We start from the raw sequence: 17,260 nt of genomic DNA, 5'->3' as shown, positions 1-17,260 counted from the left end.
TATGTTTTATGTTTTATGTTTTATGTTATATCGTATATCGTTCGTATATCGTATGGTATATGCCTTATGCTTTATACTTTATGTTTTATGGTATAAGTGCATTTATGATATGCTAGAAACAACCTGAAATGAACGGAGGAGTTGTTGATGGAAGACATGGACTTATCCATCGGGGCATCATTATATGAAGGGGATTCGCATCCATAGCCCCATGAACCCGTGTAATTCCCTTCTGAAAGGGAGCCGTACTAAAATGAATTGGGAAAATAACTTAAATCAGGGAGAAGACGTCATGCTCTCTCCCGAGAAGTCGGTTATACGGCGGGGCCAGATTGTGTACCGCCCAGCCGGAGCTTGGACTCCGGCTGTACACTCTTTGTTGAGGCATTTGAGGCAATCAGGGTTTACATCGATTCCGGATATTATAGGTTCAGGATGTAATGAGAAAGGCCAAGAGATGTTAAGTTATATCGAAGGCGAATTTGTTCATCCCGGGCCATGGAGCGACGAAGGTATCATCGAAGTAGGACAATTATTACGGCAGCTTCATGACGCTTCTGCTACATTTAAACCCCAACCCGGGCTTGTCTGGAAGCCATGGTTCCTGCGTAAACTGGGTGACACCAGGGTTGTATACAGCCACGGTGATATTGCCCCTTGGAATATGGTTACCCGTGATGGGAGGCCGATTGCATTAATTGACTGGGAATACGCTGGCCCTGTACATCCGTTTCTTGAACTAGCCCGCGTATGTTGGCTATTTCCGCAGCTGCATGATGATGATGTAGCTGAAAGGGTTGGTTTGCCAAATGCAGAGGTTCGTGCAAGGCAGCTCCGCTTATTGGTTGACGCATATGGCCTCGATCCAACTAGTAGGGCCGCCCTCTTTGAGATGATCGTTGAAGTGGTCGTAAGGGAAACGGCAGAGGAAGCGATCGAGTTACAGGTCACGCCGGAAACGGAAGGCCTTCTATGGGGGATAGCCTGGAGGGCACGGAGTGCGGCCTGGATTCTGCGTCATCGCAGTATAATGGAGAAGGCGCTAAATACTAGGTTGCAATAGTTAAACAGCCCATCCTCTTCGTGGGATGGGTATTTTCAATCATGGGTCGTCGTCGTCAAAAAACTTCGTGAACGTCATCTTTTGTTAGAAGATTTGCAGATATTGATCGGAGGAAAATTCATGTCTGATTTAAGCGATAACAGGGAGGAAGTAAATCGTACACAGTCTCTCTTCGTGGCAGCCTCGGGGTCCCCGGACCGTGATGTAACAATGAAAAAGGAACGAGAAGATCGGTATTCTAGGCAAGAGCGCTTTACGCCATTTGGAAAAGAGGGCCAGCTCCGTATCCGGGACAGTCACGTGCTCGTTCTTGGTGCTGGGGCGCTGGGAAGCGCTATAGCTGAAACTTTGGTTCGCGCAGGTGTCGGGCATGTAACGATCGTGGATCGGGATTACGTGGAATGGAGCAATCTGCAGCGTCAGCAGCTGTTTACCGAACAGGATGCGATCGATCGATTACCGAAGGCCGTAGCAGCGGCTAAACGGTTATCCGAAATTAATTCGGATGGTATCGTGGATGGTATCGTTATGGATGTACGTGCCCAGGAACTGTCGGTACTCTGTCAAGGCGTTGATTTGATGATGGATGCTACCGATAATTTCGGGACCCGGCTGATTCTGAACGACATCGGTTTTAAGCATGGAATCCCGTGGATTTACGGAGGCTGCGTGGGAAGTTCAGGCATGAGTTACACATTCTTGCCGGGAGAGACGCCATGCTTGAACTGTCTGCTTGGAACGATTCCTTTGGGTGGTGACACCTGCGACATTAACGGAATTCTTCCGCAAGCGGTACAGATGGTCGTTGCCCATCAAACGATGGAAGCGATGAAGCTTTTGTCAGGACACCGACATGCTCTTAGAAAAAAGATGCTGTCGTTCGATTTATGGCGTAATGAACGGGTGGAGTTTGGCGTGGACCGAGCGAAAAAATCGGACTGCCCCACATGCGGGGAGCATCCGAAATATCCTTACTTGACGGCTGAACACGCGGATAAAAGCGAGGTGTTGTGTGGCAGGGATACGGTACAGATTAGGCCAGCCAGACCGCTGCAGCTTCAGCTGGATGAAATGGCCGATCGATTGAACAGGCTCCATCATGGAAAAGCAACCGTAACGCCGTATATGATCATCTATCAGGTGAATCCACATCGTTTGGTTATATTCCGGGACGGCAGAACCCTGGTGCATGGCACATCGGATATCGCCAAGGCCAGGTCGCTGTACAATCAATACGTTGGTGGGTAATCACAAGGACAAGAGCAAAAGTGTTTCATCAATAATCGTAAACGCACAAAAGGAGTGGGCCTCACAGGCCCACTCCTTTTCATGTTGATCCCCAATCCTTAATTCAAAATTAAATTAAAGCCGTTCTGAATGAAATACAGATCAGGATGAGCGATATTTTCTGTTGTCAGATTGTTAAATGTTGCCGACCCATTGCCCGTATAGGTGTAAATCGCCGCACCTGGATGAGGATTCGAGAATCTTGAGGATGTGATCCCGTCTAGCCCCGTACCGTCAATATGGATGTTGTTAAATACGATGTTCTGAAAACCGCCGCCATAACCAAGCTGAACGGCACTACGCTGGGTGTTCAGGATATCGATGTTGGTAAACGTGACATTGCGGATTGCATCATTCGATGCTTCCAGATCAATTGCGCCGCGCTCCCCATCATACAGGTCTTTACTGGTTCCACTCCCAATGATCGTTGTATCGGAGAACAGAATGCCGGTATTGTTCTGGAAATGGTATCCCGGGAACACGGTATTCATTCGAATACCGGAACCGCCTACGGTGTCAACAATCAGGTTGTGAGTAGCCTTATGTCCGCTTCCCCCAAAGAATGCGATGGCTGCTGCGCGCCAATTATTTTCGATGGTGTTATAGGAGAAGGTGTTGTTAACGCCCGCAGGTGCGCCATTCACGTTACTCGTCCATACGGCGAGACCATCGTCTCCGTTATTTCGAATGCTGCTGTTACGGACAGTTGAATGGCTGGTTCCTTGGGCAAAATTGACCCCGTCCGCGAGATTATTACGGATTCGGCTGTTTTCAATGATCAGACCCTCCGCAATTATGGCTGGGGTATGCGCATAATCGCCTACCCAGAATCCACACTCAAAGTGCTCGACCCACACATTGTGAATTTTGGAGTTGGTGCCGAAGTTATCCATAAATCCCTTGTAGATTGCATTTTGATTATAACGTGACCGAAGATTTGAGTTGAGGTAGATATGGCTGAAATCAAGCTGGCCCGTGATCCGAAGCGAGATCCCGCCAGAAGCGGCATTCGGGTTGGTAAATTGAATATTTGTATGCCAGATGCCTGCACCCATAATCTTGATGTCATCAATCATATTCCCAACCGAACCGATCTTCCACATGTTGCCCAGATGGAATGTCCCTTCGGGAATGTATAAGGTCTTGCCGGTTGAAGCGGCAGCCTGCACAGCAGCTTCAAACGCTGATAGGTCATCTTGGCCGTCGTTCGGGGTTGCACCGAAATCCGTTACGGATACCGAATTTGCCGGACGGGCGATTGCCGCAGGGACCGGCTCGATTTCGATAAAATCAACGCCATATTCCAGGTTATCGGCATTGGACTTCTGAATACGAATGTGGTCTCCCGGCTGAAGCGGCGTATCCATCTTCCAGTGTACTTCATCGAACCGGAAGAGAGGGCGTCCCCCACCAGGCGCATCTGCAGGTTGATCGCTGGAGAAGTATTGCCAGTTGTAGTAGGAGGTCAATGGAATGGTCTTTTTCTTCGTGCCATTCACATAAACGTCGAGTGAGCCAGTCAATCCCATGCCGTCGGGTGAGTCCGGCATCGTATAGCGCATAGTTACGCCAGCCCCGCCTTCACCTGGCCGAACCGTCCATTCGAGATTGGACCCGTTGGAAGGTAGTGCTACATAACGTTGGCCGGATGCTTCTGATGCTGTGAGCGCTTGATCGAAAGTCGGTGCCGACTTTAGCAGAGCCCCGCCACCGCGTAATGCATCATCCGTATCGTAACGGGTATATGGCATGCTGGCGCCGCGGGAGGAATATACCGTGAGATTGGCCTGGCTGACGTTGTTCTCCCGTTTAACGGGTAGTTCGTTTGCATCCGGTGCTATGGATGTTGTTAACGTGTAGCTGCCATTTTCCGCTGTCCATGTGCCCGGAATATGGACAGCGGCGGAGGAACCTGCAGCAAGCGCGCCATCATAACCACCGGTGAAGGTTTGAATCGTTGAACCGGCCGGATTTTTCAGAGCGACGGAAATCGCGTGGGATCCGCTTGCCGTGGCTTTGTTGCCCTGGTTCTTAAGATTAACGGTAAATGCTACTGCATTCCCTGCGACAGGAGTGGCGGGCGTCCATTGTACCGTTCCTATCAAATCAGAACTTTCGAGCGCGTCAATAACCAGAGGGGCTGGATGCGAATAGCTGTTGTTATCGTTATTCTGTTCCATGATTTCATTATCCTCATCGACCTTGGCACTGACGGAATAGGATCCAGCCGTCTTGATTCCGGCATGAAGCGTTACCGTGGAGGATGTTCCTGCCGCAAGCGGACCTACCGGGGAGGAGCCTGCTTTCGTGTCATTTAAGTAAAAATTGACCGACGTAGCCCCAGCTTCCAAGTCCCCAATGTTTTTAACTGTAGCACTCAGTGTAATGTTATCGTTTTCATTCGGGGAAACTGGAGTCCAGGACATATTCGTAATGGTCAGGTCCGGATTCTGTGCGGGTGTGCCGTAAACTTCGAATTCGGCAATCTGCCCTGCCGGTGCACCGGAATTGGACGTTATGTTCAATTGTAGACGTTTCACGGTCGCCGCTACCGGAATTATTATGAAGTTGCCGGACGCGGGATTGAATGTATAAGACTGAGCCGGTACCAAATCACTAAAATTTGTTGAACTCTGGTCATGCCCGAGCACTTGTATGGTTTGGGTGCGCGTACTCCACGCTGGAGACGGATTCAGCTTCAGCACGATGGAGGTGATATCGTGATCGGTTCCCAAGTCGAGCGTCAAGGAACTTGGGTTGCTTCCGCCTTCCCAGTAGGTTTGGATGTCATTGTCGTTAGCATGGGTTGCTGCATACGTGAAGGTGCTTGAGGAGGCGGTAATCGGTTTGCCGCTCGCGATATTGTTACCCGTAGGAGGTGTTGGCGGGGAGACCGATGGTCCATAAATTTCAAACTCAGACAGCTGCGCTGCCGGCCAAGTCGTGTTACTCGTTACGGTCAGGCGAACAAATCGCGTGCTCGCTTCGTCAAAACGGATAGTCACCGAGTTTCCTGCTGTGGACGGGCTGAATTCATATTCGGCCGAATCCACGATATTTGAGAATGTTGAACCGTTCGAGCTGCCTTGTACCATTAACGTTTGTGTCCGTGATTCCCAAGTGGCAGGTAGTTTAAGGACGATCCGGTTGATGCTGGTGTCATCACCGAGATCGACTTGAATCCACTGCGGAAAGGCATGATTGGTGCTTTCCCAGTACGAACCTTGATTTCCATCGTTAACGTTAGCCGGCTCGTAGGTTTGGGATTGACCACTTGCTGTTACGGCTTTGCCGAGCGAGAGGTTTGTTTCGCCTGCGGCTGAAACCGGTGCGGGCGGCCCTGCGGCCGTGCATACGATAGATATCAGCATAGCCATGACAAGTGGCCATACCACGAGTTTGTTGCGCATATTATTTTCCTCCTCCAAAGTGTTCACATACTTTCCCATTAAACATGAGCTAATCGGTGAAGATATCCCCCTTTCCTAATCCTACATCCCATTATAAAAATAGCGCCGCTGCAGAGATAAGATGTATTTCTACGGAAATCGTATGTGATCCCAGCATCTTTTGGAGTGAAAGCAGGATGAATCAGCCATACTTACATTATTAAGTGTTGAAAGCGGGGGGGAACCCGTGGAGAAAGTAATTCTGATCGCGGCAGACAATCAAGATCGGACCCAGGCCGTTATGGAGATTTTAAAACAAGCGGGCTATGAGGTTAGGCATGCCATGAGTTATTCGGAAGTGGTCGCCATTTTACAGCGCTCAGGCGCAGACTTGCTGCTCATCGACAGCAGACTGCCGGGTATGAACCATTTTAATCTCGTGGAACGGCTGACGGGCAAAAAGGAACAGATCCCGATCATCGTCATCGGAAATGACGGTTCTGATGAAGCCATTCAGGCATTGGAGGCAGGTGCCCATGACTATATCCCTGATGACAGAGATACAAGGGAACTGTTGGCGAGAATTGCCAATTTGCTGAAACTTTTTCAGACTGGTCGCATGGAGCAGGAGGAAGTCATCCGAATCGGAGATCTGGTGATCGATCCTCTGAGCCGGAATGTATCCCGGGAAGAAGAAGCCATCGAGCTGACTCATCGCGAATATGATCTGCTGCTGTTTTTGGCTAGAAGGCAGGGACAAGTATGCACCCGTGAGGATATTTTAAAACAGGTGTGGGATTACGATTTTCATACGGGTACCAACGTGGTGGATGTCTATATTCTTCATCTAAGAGAGAAAATCGATAGAGGGCGCAAACAAAAGCTGCTGCGTACGATTCGGGGAACCGGATATAAACTGGTATCGCAGGAAGAAATCAATGCTGCAAGCAAAAAAGACCGCCTTCCGTGAGTGGAAGACGGTCTTTGATTTCATTCGTTAGTAACAAGTGGAGTATTGAACTACAGCACGCGGCGGGCTTTCAGGTAAGTCTTGCTCCAGTTGCCTGACAGGCTGGAGATTGTTACGCCAGGCTTGCCGTAAGTGTGCAGGATTTTGTTGTTGCCCATATAAACGGCAACGTGTGTTACGTTTCTACCATTTGCGCGGCTTCCGCTCGAGAAGAATATCAAATCGCCGGCTCTCAGGTTCGATTTTGATACAGCCTGACCGACTTTGGATTGGGCAGCGGATGTGCGTGGCAGATTTACGCCGTATTTTTTAAAGATATGCTTCATAAAGGAAGAGCAATCAAACACTCTTGTCGTGGACGTGGATGCTCCGAATTTATAAGGTGTACCCATATATTGTTTACCAAAGTTAACGACTTGAGATCCTTTGCTTACCGATGCTGCTTCTACAGGAGCCGGTGGTGCAACAGTAAGAACTGCTCCTACACCCAAAGTTGCGCTCAAGCTGATTACTACGGCCTTCTTAATCCAATGTTGTCGATTCATGTTGTTATTACCTCCAAGCAGTTTTTGTTTTTTGCGATGAACCGAGTATATCAGATTTGAAACCAACTATATTTTGTATAATCGGCGCAAACCCTTGGGCCACATGAAATGAAAGCGAATTATTAAAATATCATTAAAAGTTACAAAATATTAAGAATTAGATGCAAACGATGACTTGAAAACGAGAAAAAACCCTTGATATACAAGGGTTTTTGACAATAATTTCGATTGTTAACATTGCTGCATCAAAGATGACAAAATAGTAATGATTAGTGGTCTTTACTCTGAATAATAAGGAGCAGGCCGCCTTCGATCCGGACCGTCCCTTTGTCCTCGGCCAGCTTATTGCTAACTCCGAGAGACTGCCCCAATCGCAATGTGGCATCGTGAAGTGGGTACTCAAATCCTTCGAGATTGATCCCGGTTACTTCCGTAGTCAGCGGCAGTAGGGAGACATATGTAAACCCTTTGTTCTCAACTATGCAGCTGGAGCCCGTCAGGGTAATAAAATTGTTCTCATCTAATATAGAACACGGAATATGATGTTGGAGTCCACGAATCAGCATATGGATATTAGCCAGCGTGTGATCCAGGCGCGTTCCCGTAGCTCCTAGAATCAGGATGGATTCGGGGGAATGCTCCAGTGCCATTTCGAAGGCAAGCTCGGTGTCGGTCAAATTTTTATCGATCGGATCACAGTCGATTACCTTACCGCTCACAGATCGTACTCGATCCATTTGGCCGGGCGGAATGGAGTCAAAATCTCCAACGGATAGGTGCGGCTTGATCCCATGTTCAATCAGGTAGAGGGCTCCGCGATCAGCCCCTATAATGAAGTCCCCGTTTTGAACTTCATCCAGGAAACGTGGTGACAACTCCCCACCTGTAAAGATCAGGACGCGAGTATGGCTCATTATATAAATTCCTCCTTTTTCGAGAGAATTGTCATTGTATTCTAGTATAGAGCAGTTTTCATGCTTGCACAATTTTAATAGGCACGGCTACAATGTAGTATGTAAATTGACGGGGGAGCGGGGGAACTGAATTTTGGACATGCATCTGTTTGACGTATTCAGTATCATTGGCACCATTGCGTTTGCCATGTCCGGAGCTTTTGTAGCTATGGAAGAGGAATACGATATTCTGGGGGTTGTGGTTCTGGGTTTAGTCACAGCCTTCGGCGGGGGTATTATAAGAAACGTATTGATCGGCGTGCCGGTTACCACCCTGTGGAGCCAGGGGGATTTAATCATGCTCGCGATGATTTCGGTATTTGTAGCGTTTGTGCTGCCGCTCGGTTTGATTCAGCACTGGAAGAAAACGGAGGCACTGTTCGATGCGATCGGATTATCTGCCTTTGCGATTCAAGGGGCTTTATATGCTACACAAATGAATCACCCCATGAGCGCGGTGATTGTGGCTGCTGTGCTTACCGGAAGCGGCGGGGGAATGGTCCGCGATTTATTGGCAGGGCGGAAACCGCTGGTGCTGCGTGATGAGATCTATGCGGTCTGGGCCATGATAGCAGGAGTCGCCATCGGCCTTGGTGTCGCCACCAAGACATGGGAACTGCTGGCTTTGTTTGTTGTGGTGATCGTATTCCGGATGCTGTCCGTGCTTTATAAATGGAGATTGCCCAGAAGGTCGCTGCACGAGGGTCATCCTGCGGCAGCCAATGGAAAGAAAGTCAGTTCGGGTTAATGGAAGATAGGCAACAATACTCATTAAGTTAGATTTCTCGTAAAATGACGATTTATTATAGCGTGAAGGAGAGAGGACCATGGTATCCGTCTTGTTTGTATGTTTGGGCAATATCTGCCGCTCGCCAATGGCGGAAGCGGTGCTGCGACATAAAATTGTACAGCGTGGGCTGCAGGAAAAGATCAGCGTGGATTCTGCCGGCACAGGAGATTGGCATATCGGGAATGTTCCCCATGAAGGAACCCGAAAGCTGCTGGACAGCTGGCAAATCAGCTACGAAGGAATGGTTGCTCGCAAAGTGGTAAGCGAGGACCTCGTCAAGTTCGATTACGTCATCGGCATGGATGATTCGAATGTGGCAAATATGCGCAAGTTAGCGGGCGGCGAACAGGCTGCGATTCTTAAGTTTATGGATTTGCTGCCCGATGAAAAGCTGCGCGAGGTGCCGGATCCGTATTTCACTGGAAATTTTGATGAGGTGTACCGGCTTATTGATGCGGGGTGTGACATCTTACTGGACAAAATCATGAAAGAAAAGCTATAATCGATTCGAACAAGCGGTGAGTACACCGCTTTTTTGACGAAAATCATTGAAAGCGATACCAAGAAGAACGGGCTGCCGAACATAAAAGATGAACAATGCACATTCCATAAAAAATGCGCGGTTGTTCATCTTTTTTTGAAGTGAAGCAACAGGAGTGGCATAACTTGTGGTAACTATTGCTTCAAAGGTATTCTTTTTTGCTAACTGCTTTAAAGCGTAACACGTGAAGTCCCTGGTGGGACAGGCAATGAATTTCGCTGTAACAGGTCATTTATATAGCCAATGGATTTTGCCAATCAATCGATTAATCAAGGAAGTACATAAGAGCAGCAGGGAGCTCTTTTTGCCAGAATCCCCAAAGGTGACGGCCGTCTTTTTCAAGATAGGATAGGGTGGCACCCCGTTCTTCCAGCAATGCCTTTGTTGAACGATTCAGTTCAACGAAGTTATAGACACCTGTATCGGTTGCGAAGTTGTCTTCTTGCAAGCCTACAATCATATAGATGTCGAGCCAGGATAAATCCTGTTCTTCCCTAATCATGTTCTGAGACTTCTCATAGAAGGCGCCGGACAAGCTGATGATTCGGGTAAAGAGATGCGGGTAACGCAAGGCCAGATGCACGGAGACGCTTCCGCCAAGGGAGTCGCCGGCGAGTACTCTTTCGGCAGGCTCTTTGCGCACAGGATATTTTTGTTCAACGAAGGGAATAATCTCTTCGGCGAAGCAGGATAGGTAAGCATCGAAACGATTGCCGAATGGCGCATACTCCTCGGTGCGAACTTTGGTGTTCACTTCCACGCCTACAATGATGAACGGCTCCACGCCTTCTTCGAGTATGAGCTGGTTGGCCCAAGTCGCGATGCGACCAAAATTGAAAAATTCCTCTCCATCCTGACAGTAAACGACAGGATAGCTGAGAATTTCATTGTATCCGGGAGGAAGGTAAATGCGCAGCGTTCGATTCTCCTGCAGAAACTTGCTTTCAATTACTTCTTTTACAATGGTTCGCTTCAATAAACGTTCATTCGTCATCATTCGTCACCTTTTTCGGGTTAGTTTTTGAAATGCGGTAAACAATAAGTTAAAATTACCCTGACATGTCTAAGTTGGCTGCTGTTCTATGATGTTTGTCATACTGTTATAGTATTATCTATTATCTGTTATACATACAAACGTTAAGAAATATGAAATTTTATCTCGTATTTCTTTGACGAATGGAGTGAAACAGGTGTATAATAATTCTATAACAGCGGAACTTGATATTCAAATATTTATTGAGGTGAAAAAAATGACCAAGGTTCCTTATGAAGTATATACCGAGGAAGTCGATACTCTATCTGTACTTTCCCCGGATGGCAAAATCGTAAACAAAGATCTTTTGCCTGAATTGTCAGATGATCAACTGAAAGAAATTATGTACCGTATGGTATTTACCCGTACTTGGGACGACCGCGCCGTAAATCTCGGCCGTCAAGGACGTCTCGGTTTCTATGCTCCTGTATCCGGTCAAGAAGCAACAATGGTAGGTAGCGAATTCGCGCTTGAGAAAGACGACTTTGTCTGCCCGGGCTACCGTGATATGCCGCAAATCGTATGGCATGGACTTCCACTTTATCAAGCATTCCTCTACTCCCGCGGACATCAGCATGGCGGACAAATTCCGGAGGGTGTTAACGTATTGATGCCTCAGATCATCATTGGCGCGCAAATCTTGCATGCTATGGGTATCGCTATGGGTTACAAATTGAAGAAGCAAAAACAAGTTGCTATTACGTATACCGGTGACGGTGGTTCTTCCGAAGGCGACTTCTACGAAGGCTTGAACTATGCAGGCGTGTACAAATTGCCAGTTATCTTCTTCGTGCAAAACAACGGCTATGCAATCACGACTCCATTCTCCAAGCAGACTGCAGCATTGTCTATCGCACATAAAGCTGTAGCAGCTGGTATCAAGGGTGTTAAAGTTGACGGCATGGATGTTCTCGCTGTGATCAAGGCCGTTCGTGATGCTGCAGAACGCGGCCGTAATGGCGAAGGCGCAACGCTTATCGAAGCTGTGACATACCGTTTCCGTCCGCATTCCCTGTCTGACGACGCTACGAAATATCGTACGAAGGAAGAAGAGGGCGAGTGGAACGAGAAGGATCCGATCGCACGTCTTGCGAAGTACCTGGAAGCAAAAGGCCTCTGGACAGAGGAAGATACAGCTCGCGTGAGAGAAGAAGCGAAAGCGAAAGTCAACGAGCAAATTAAAAAAGCAGAACAAACGGAAAAAATGACGGTACCTGGTTTGATCGACAGCATGTTCGAACAAACACCGAAGCATCTGGAAGAGCAGAAAGCCGATTTTCAATAAAAATGACGGGCCGATGATTGTCGAAGGTTGATCCTGGATAATCATCCGGTTTGTCATGGCTGTATGCATCAGGTCTGTTTTAAATTACGTTTTGACATCGATATATAGCCGCAAGGCATAACACTGGAATTTTAGTGAACTGTATTTCTTAAGGAGGAAATGAAGCAATGGCACAAATGAACATGAAAGAAGCGATTCGCGACGCCATGCGCGTTGAATTGAGCCGTGACCCTAACGTTGTCATCTTCGGTGAAGACGTAGGTAATGTCGGCGGTGTTTTCCGGGTAACGGAAGGCCTTCAAAAAGAATTCGGGGAAGAGCGCGTATTCGATACGCCGCTGGCTGAGTCCGCTATTGGCGGTTTGGCAGTAGGTCTCGGTATTCAAGGCTTCCGTCCGATCGCTGAAATTCAATTCGTTGGATTTATCTTTGAGGCGCTTGATCAAATCGTCGTTCAAGCAGCGCGTATGCGTTACCGTTCCGGTGGACGTTACAACTCCCCAATCGTATTCCGTACGCCATTCGGCGGCGGGGTTAAAGCAGCTGAGCTGCATACGGATGCACTCGAAGGTTTGATTACACAAACCCCGGGTATTAAAGTTGTAGTACCTTCCAATCCTTATGATGCAAAAGGACTCATGATCGCAGCGATTCGCGATAATGACCCTGTGTTCTTCATGGAGCACTTGAACCTGTATCATGCGTTCCGCGCTGAAGTTCCTGAAGGCGACTACACCATTGAGCTTGGTAAAGCTAACGTGGTTCGCGAAGGAACAGACGTTACGATCATCGCTTACGGCCTGATGGTTCATACCGCAACGAAAGCGGCGGACGAACTTGAGAAGAACGGAATCAAAGCGGAAATCATCGACTTGCGCACCATTTCTCCAATCGACATCGATACTGTGCTTGCTTCGGTTAAGAAAACCAACCGTGCCATCGTGGTTCAAGAAGCACAAAAATCGGCTGGCGTAGCTGCAGAAGTTATCGCTCAAATCAACGAGAAAGCGATTCTGCACTTGGAAGCTCCAGTGCTTCGCGTGACTCCGCCGGACACGGTGTATCCATTCGCGCAAATCGAGGACACTTGGTTGCCTACTCCAGCACGTATCGTGGATGCCGTCAATAAAGTATTGAATTTCTAATAGCAGCAATATCTAGGGAGGTTTTTCAGTTGGCAAAATTTGAATATCGTTTTCCAGAGCTGGGTGAAGGTCTGCATGAAGGTGAAATCATCAAAATGCATATCAAGCCAGGCGACAAAGTAACAGACGACGACATCATCATGGAAGTACAGAACGACAAGGCAGTCGTAGAAGTTCCTTGTCCCGTGAACGGTACGGTTCAAGAAGTGTTTGCCAAGGATGGTCAAGTGTGCCGTGTCGGTGAAGTGGTAGCTATCATCGATGCTGAAGGCGACATTCCTGAGCAAGAAGCTCCTGCTGAAGAGCAGTCGGCGCAAGAAGCTGACGCAGCGAAAGGCAGTGCAGATACAACTTCTTCACCAGCTCAAAATGCTCCGGCTGACGCTAAACAAGGCGGAAACGGTGAAGCAGCAGCGCCAGCAGCACCTAACCGTGAAGTTCTGGCTACACCTAGCGTGCGTAAATTCGCTCGTGAGCAAGGCGTAGACATTGCACAAGTGCAAGGCTCCGGCAACAACGGTAAAGTGACTCGCGAAGATGTTGAAGCCTTCAAAAACGGTGGAGGCCAAGCAGCAGCTCCAGCGCAAGAAGCGGCTTCCGAAACGAAAGCAGCTCCTGCAGCAGCATCCGCAGCGGTGGATACTCGTGCAGAAGAAGAGCGCGTACCATTCAAAGGTATTCGTAAAGCGATCTCGAACGCCATGGTTAAATCGGCTTACACAGCTCCTCACGTTACGATCATGGACGAAGTTGACGTAACCGAGCTGGTAGCGTTCCGTACTCGCATGAAACCGATCGCGGAGAAGAAAGGCACGAAAGTTACCTATCTTCCATTCATCGTTAAAGCACTCGTTGCGGCTAGCCGTCAATTCCCTGCTTTGAATGCGATGATCGACGAAGAAGCGAACGAAATCGTGTACAAAAAATACTACAACATCGGTATCGCTACAGATACAGACAACGGTCTGATCGTACCGGTTATCAAAGATGCGGATCGTAAGAGCATCTGGATGATCGCTGACAGCATCCGTGACCTGGCTGCTCGCGGCCGTGAAGGTAAACTGTCTCCTAACGAAATGAAGGGCAGCACGATTTCCATCACAAACATCGGATCCGCAGGCGGTATGTTCTTTACACCAATCATTAACTTCCCAGAGGTTGCTATTCTCGGTACTGGCCGCATCAGCGAAAAAGCGGTTGTGAAGAACGGCGAGATTGTAGCAGCACCTGTTATGGCATTGTCCTTGAGCTTTGACCACCGTATCATCGACGGCGCAACGGCTCAAAACTTTATGAACTATATTAAACAACTGCTCGCTAACCCTGAGCTGCTTGTTATGGAGGTGTAACTAATGGTAGTTGGAGATGCTTCTTTAGATATTGATACTCTAGTCATTGGTGCTGGTCCTGGTGGTTATGTGGCGGCGATTCGTGCCGCCCAACTGGGTCAAAAGGTTCTGATCGTTGATAAATCGGAACTCGGCGGTGTTTGTTTGAACCGTGGTTGTATTCCTTCCAAGGCTTTGATCGCTGCAGCTCATCAGTTCGAATCCGCTAAGCATGCCGATGCATTCGGTATTTCCGTGGAGAACGTAACGGTTGATTTCGCGAAAACACAGGAATTCAAAAACGGCGTTGTCAAAAAAATGACTGGCGGCGTAGCCGGTTTGCTGAAAGGCAACAAAGTGGAAGTTTTCAACGGCGAGTGCATGTTCATCAACGAAAACGAAGCGCGTGTATTCAATGATCATGAATCTCCGCGTTACCGCTTCAAGAACTGCATCATTGCTACAGGTTCCCGTCCAATCGAACTGAAGCCATTCCCGTTTGGCGGACGCATCTTGTCTTCTACCGAAGCATTGAACCTGCCTGAAGTACCGAAGAGCATGATCGTAATCGGTGGCGGCTACATCGGTGCCGAGCTTGGTCAAATGTACTCCAAATTCGGTTCGAAAGTAACAATCATCGAAGGTCTGGACAGCGTTCTGGCTGGCTTTGACAAAGACATGACAAGCCTCGTTACGAAAAACATGAAGAAAACCGGTATCGAAATTATCACAGGTGCTAAAGCTGAAAGTGCTGAGCAAAACGATAAAGAAGTTACCGTGAAATACTCCGTGAATGGCGAAACCAAAGAAGTAACAGCAGATTACCTGCTGGTTACAGTTGGCCGTCGTCCGAACACGGACGGAGAGCTCGGTCTGGACCTGATCGGCCTCGATATGGATGAGCGCGGATTCGTGAAAGTTGACCATCAAGGACGCACAAGCATTCCTCATATCTTCGCAATCGGGGATATCGTGTCTGGTCTGGCGCTTGCACACAAAGCTTCCTATGAAGGTAAAGTGGCTGCTGAGGCCATTTCCGGAATGCCTTCCGTCGTGGATTACAAGTGTATTCCAGCGGTTGTGTTTACAGATCCAGAATGCTCCAGCGTAGGTTACACCGAAGCTCAAGCGAAGGAAAAAGGCCATAAAGTGAAAGCTGGCAAATTCCCTTACGCTGGTAACGGACGTTCCGTATCCTTGAACCATCCTGAAGGCTTCGTGAAGATCGTGGCTGAAGAAGGAACAGGACTTATTCTTGGAGCGCAAATCGTAGGTCTGGAAGCTTCCAACCTGATTGCAGAGCTCGGTCTTGCGATTGAAATGGGTGCTACGCTTGAAGATGTAGCCTTGACGATCCATGCGCATCCGACGCTTGGCGAAATCGTAATGGAAGCTGCGGAATTGGTTATGGGTCATCCGATCCACATCATTGCCCGTTAATCCAAACGACGTTTTTCGAGTCATCATATATTCGGCCAGGAGGCAGAGAACGCGCAGGCGGTTTCTGCCTCCTGTTTTTGTGTGTGGATATCGAACATGGTAGACTGTTGATATGAGATTCTAGTGAGGTGACTATACATGAAACAATACTTGGAGCTGCTGCAAGACATTCTTGATCATGGAGTAGAGAAAGGGGACCGTACGGGGACGGGAACGTTATCCGTATTTGGAAGACAGCTGCGTTTTGACCTTTCCAAAGGCTTCCCTCTGATGACAACCAAGCGGATTCACCTGAAATCGGTGATCCATGAGCTTCTGTGGTTCTTAAGCGGGGAAACGAACATCCGGTATCTGAAAGAAAACGGCGTGCGGATATGGGACGAATGGGCGGATGAGGACGGCAATTTGGGACCGGTTTATGGCTCGCAGTGGCGAGCATGGGAAACGCCGGATGGACGCTATATCGACCAGATTGCCAATGTCATCGATTCGATTAAAAACAATCCCGACTCCCGGCGGCATATCGTCAGTGCCTGGAACGTGGCAGAGATCGATAACATGAAGCTGCCTCCATGCCATTTTGTATTCCAATTCTACGTGGCGGGCGGGAAACTCTCCTGTATGCTTACCATGCGTTCTGTGGACAGCTTCCTTGGGCTGCCGTTCAACATTGCGAGTTATGCGCTGCTCACCCATATGGTTGCCCAGCAGTGCGGCCTAGAGCCGGGTGAATTCATCTGGTCCGGAGGCGATGTCCATATCTATTCCAATCATATGGAACAGGTCAGAACGCAGCTTGAACGTGAGCCTTATGAGTTGCCGAAGCTGGTCATCAAGCGCAAGCCGGAGAGCATCTTTGATTATACATTCGAAGATTTTGAATTTGAGGGTTACCAGTATCATCCAACCATTAAAGCAACCGTAGCTGTATAAATAGAGTTCAAGCGGGTTTGCAGTGACATCACATATATAGGAAGGAGAGACTGGAGTCATGATATCCATGATATGGGCAATGGGCAAGGATCAGGTGATCGGGCTGAATGGTACGATGCCGTGGCGTTTGCCGCGGGATATGGCCTTTTTTAAGGAGACGACCCTGCACAAAACGATTCTGATGGGGCGCAAGACCTGGGATTCCTTTGGCAGTAAACCGCTGCCTCACCGAAAGAACATCGTGCTTACGAGAGACAAAAGCTTCACGCTGACAGAGGATCAAGGCATCGTGATCCATGATATCGATGAAGCCCTTCCCTACGCGGAGAACGGAGAACTGATGGTGATCGGCGGATCGCAGATCTATGAATTGATGCTGCCGAAAGCGGATCGTCTGTACTGCACATTTATTGATGAGACTTTTGAGGGGGATACGTTCTTCCCTGAAGTGAACTGGGATGAATGGAGGATTATTGAAGAAGTTCCCGGCATAACAGATGAGAAAAATCCATATGCCTACCGGTTTGTTACATTTGAACGAAAATAAAGAGCTTGTTG

General features: G+C 48.4%; 15 protein-coding genes. 11 read left to right on the top strand and 4 right to left on the bottom strand.

The window, feature by feature from the left end:
- The first annotated feature begins 457 nt into the window (after positions 1-457).
- On the top strand, positions 458-1,063 hold the full coding sequence (locus tag ACOZB4_RS20540) for a phosphotransferase (RefSeq protein ID WP_422759619.1): 606 nt from the start codon (positions 458-460) through the stop codon (positions 1,061-1,063).
- A 210-nt stretch (positions 1,064-1,273) separates the two neighbouring features.
- Complete coding sequence (locus ACOZB4_RS20535; protein WP_379407013.1) at positions 1,274-2,311, top strand: ThiF family adenylyltransferase; 1,038 nt, start codon at positions 1,274-1,276, stop codon at positions 2,309-2,311.
- 98 nt (positions 2,312-2,409) lie between these two features.
- On the opposite strand, the gene ACOZB4_RS20530 is transcribed toward ACOZB4_RS20535, so the two are convergent.
- Positions 2,410-5,760 carry a discoidin domain-containing protein gene (locus ACOZB4_RS20530; protein ID WP_379406946.1) on the bottom strand — a complete coding sequence of 1,117 codons (3,351 nt, stop codon included), beginning with the start codon at positions 5,758-5,760 and terminating at the stop codon, positions 2,410-2,412.
- A gap of 226 nt (positions 5,761-5,986) precedes the next feature.
- Between ACOZB4_RS20530 and ACOZB4_RS20525 the strand changes: the two genes are divergently transcribed.
- The gene (locus ACOZB4_RS20525; protein WP_379406947.1) at positions 5,987-6,709 is read left to right on the top strand and encodes a response regulator transcription factor; all 723 of its coding nucleotides are present in this window, start codon (positions 5,987-5,989) and stop codon (positions 6,707-6,709) included.
- A 50-nt stretch (positions 6,710-6,759) separates the two neighbouring features.
- On the opposite strand, the gene ACOZB4_RS20520 is transcribed toward ACOZB4_RS20525, so the two are convergent.
- Positions 6,760-7,254: a C40 family peptidase gene (locus tag ACOZB4_RS20520; RefSeq protein WP_379406948.1), complete on the bottom strand. Its 495-nt coding sequence runs from the start codon at positions 7,252-7,254 to the stop codon at positions 6,760-6,762.
- Positions 7,255-7,523: 269 nt separating this feature from the next.
- Positions 7,524-8,168: a thiamine diphosphokinase gene (locus ACOZB4_RS20515; RefSeq protein WP_379406949.1), complete on the bottom strand. Its 645-nt coding sequence runs from the start codon at positions 8,166-8,168 to the stop codon at positions 7,524-7,526.
- Between the two features lie 139 nt (positions 8,169-8,307).
- On the opposite strand from ACOZB4_RS20515, the gene ACOZB4_RS20510 reads away from it, so the two are divergent.
- Together ACOZB4_RS20510 and ACOZB4_RS20505 are read left to right on the top strand one after the other, a co-directional pair.
- Positions 8,308-8,955: a trimeric intracellular cation channel family protein gene (locus ACOZB4_RS20510; RefSeq protein ID WP_076321343.1), complete on the top strand. Its 648-nt coding sequence runs from the start codon at positions 8,308-8,310 to the stop codon at positions 8,953-8,955.
- Between the two features lie 79 nt (positions 8,956-9,034).
- Entirely contained in the window at positions 9,035-9,499 is a 465-nt protein-coding gene (locus ACOZB4_RS20505) for a low molecular weight protein-tyrosine-phosphatase (protein ID WP_339272414.1), read from the top strand.
- A gap of 304 nt (positions 9,500-9,803) precedes the next feature.
- Here the strand turns inward: ACOZB4_RS20505 and ACOZB4_RS20500 are convergent, their stop codons facing one another.
- Positions 9,804-10,532, bottom strand: a complete 729-nt coding sequence (locus ACOZB4_RS20500) for an alpha/beta hydrolase (RefSeq protein ID WP_379407014.1) — start codon at positions 10,530-10,532, stop codon at positions 9,804-9,806.
- A 256-nt stretch (positions 10,533-10,788) separates the two neighbouring features.
- On the opposite strand from ACOZB4_RS20500, the gene pdhA reads away from it, so the two are divergent.
- The 6 genes from pdhA (at position 10,789) to ACOZB4_RS20470 (ending at position 17,249) form a co-directional block, all read left to right on the top strand.
- Positions 10,789-11,856: a pyruvate dehydrogenase (acetyl-transferring) E1 component subunit alpha gene (gene pdhA / locus ACOZB4_RS20495; RefSeq protein WP_076321344.1), complete on the top strand. Its 1,068-nt coding sequence runs from the start codon at positions 10,789-10,791 to the stop codon at positions 11,854-11,856.
- A 167-nt stretch (positions 11,857-12,023) separates the two neighbouring features.
- Positions 12,024-13,001: an alpha-ketoacid dehydrogenase subunit beta gene (locus tag ACOZB4_RS20490; RefSeq protein ID WP_076321175.1), complete on the top strand. Its 978-nt coding sequence runs from the start codon at positions 12,024-12,026 to the stop codon at positions 12,999-13,001.
- Positions 13,002-13,030: 29 nt separating this feature from the next.
- Positions 13,031-14,350, top strand: a complete 1,320-nt coding sequence (locus ACOZB4_RS20485) for a dihydrolipoamide acetyltransferase family protein (RefSeq protein WP_076321176.1) — start codon at positions 13,031-13,033, stop codon at positions 14,348-14,350.
- Positions 14,351-14,353: 3 nt separating this feature from the next.
- On the top strand, positions 14,354-15,769 hold the full coding sequence (gene lpdA / locus ACOZB4_RS20480) for a dihydrolipoyl dehydrogenase (protein ID WP_009589200.1): 1,416 nt from the start codon (positions 14,354-14,356) through the stop codon (positions 15,767-15,769).
- Between the two features lie 138 nt (positions 15,770-15,907).
- Positions 15,908-16,702, top strand: coding sequence for a thymidylate synthase (thyA, locus tag ACOZB4_RS20475; RefSeq protein ID WP_215154970.1), 795 nt, complete (start codon positions 15,908-15,910; stop codon positions 16,700-16,702).
- Between the two features lie 58 nt (positions 16,703-16,760).
- Positions 16,761-17,249, top strand: coding sequence for a dihydrofolate reductase (locus tag ACOZB4_RS20470; protein WP_076321178.1), 489 nt, complete (start codon positions 16,761-16,763; stop codon positions 17,247-17,249).
- Positions 17,250-17,260: the final 11 nt, after the last annotated feature.

It is taken from the genome of Paenibacillus sp. NPDC058898 (genome assembly GCF_049316025.1).
Classification (GTDB): Bacteria; Bacillota; Bacilli; order Paenibacillales; family Paenibacillaceae; genus Paenibacillus_AQ.
This window is presented reverse-complemented; position numbering and strand designations above follow the sequence as displayed.

Bases quoted from the DNA above. Each gene is read 5' to 3' on its own strand.
- ACOZB4_RS20540 (WP_422759619.1), top strand. From the start codon at position 458: ATGTTAAGTTATATCGAAGGCGAATTTGTTCATCCCGGGCCATGGAGC.
- ACOZB4_RS20535 (WP_379407013.1), top strand. From the start codon at position 1,274: ATGAAAAAGGAACGAGAAGATCGGTATTCTAGGCAAGAGCGCTTTACG.
- ACOZB4_RS20530 (WP_379406946.1), bottom strand. From the start codon at position 5,760: ATGCGCAACAAACTCGTGGTATGGCCACTTGTCATGGCTATGCTGATA.
- ACOZB4_RS20520 (WP_379406948.1), bottom strand. From the start codon at position 7,254: ATGAATCGACAACATTGGATTAAGAAGGCCGTAGTAATCAGCTTGAGC.
- ACOZB4_RS20515 (WP_379406949.1), bottom strand. From the start codon at position 8,168: ATGAGCCATACTCGCGTCCTGATCTTTACAGGTGGGGAGTTGTCACCA.
- ACOZB4_RS20510 (WP_076321343.1), top strand. From the start codon at position 8,308: ATGCATCTGTTTGACGTATTCAGTATCATTGGCACCATTGCGTTTGCC.
- ACOZB4_RS20505 (WP_339272414.1), top strand. From the start codon at position 9,035: ATGGTATCCGTCTTGTTTGTATGTTTGGGCAATATCTGCCGCTCGCCA.
- ACOZB4_RS20500 (WP_379407014.1), bottom strand. From the start codon at position 10,532: ATGACGAATGAACGTTTATTGAAGCGAACCATTGTAAAAGAAGTAATT.
- pdhA (WP_076321344.1), top strand. From the start codon at position 10,789: ATGACCAAGGTTCCTTATGAAGTATATACCGAGGAAGTCGATACTCTA.
- ACOZB4_RS20490 (WP_076321175.1), top strand. From the start codon at position 12,024: ATGGCACAAATGAACATGAAAGAAGCGATTCGCGACGCCATGCGCGTT.
- lpdA (WP_009589200.1), top strand. From the start codon at position 14,354: ATGGTAGTTGGAGATGCTTCTTTAGATATTGATACTCTAGTCATTGGT.
- thyA (WP_215154970.1), top strand. From the start codon at position 15,908: ATGAAACAATACTTGGAGCTGCTGCAAGACATTCTTGATCATGGAGTA.
- ACOZB4_RS20470 (WP_076321178.1), top strand. From the start codon at position 16,761: ATGATATCCATGATATGGGCAATGGGCAAGGATCAGGTGATCGGGCTG.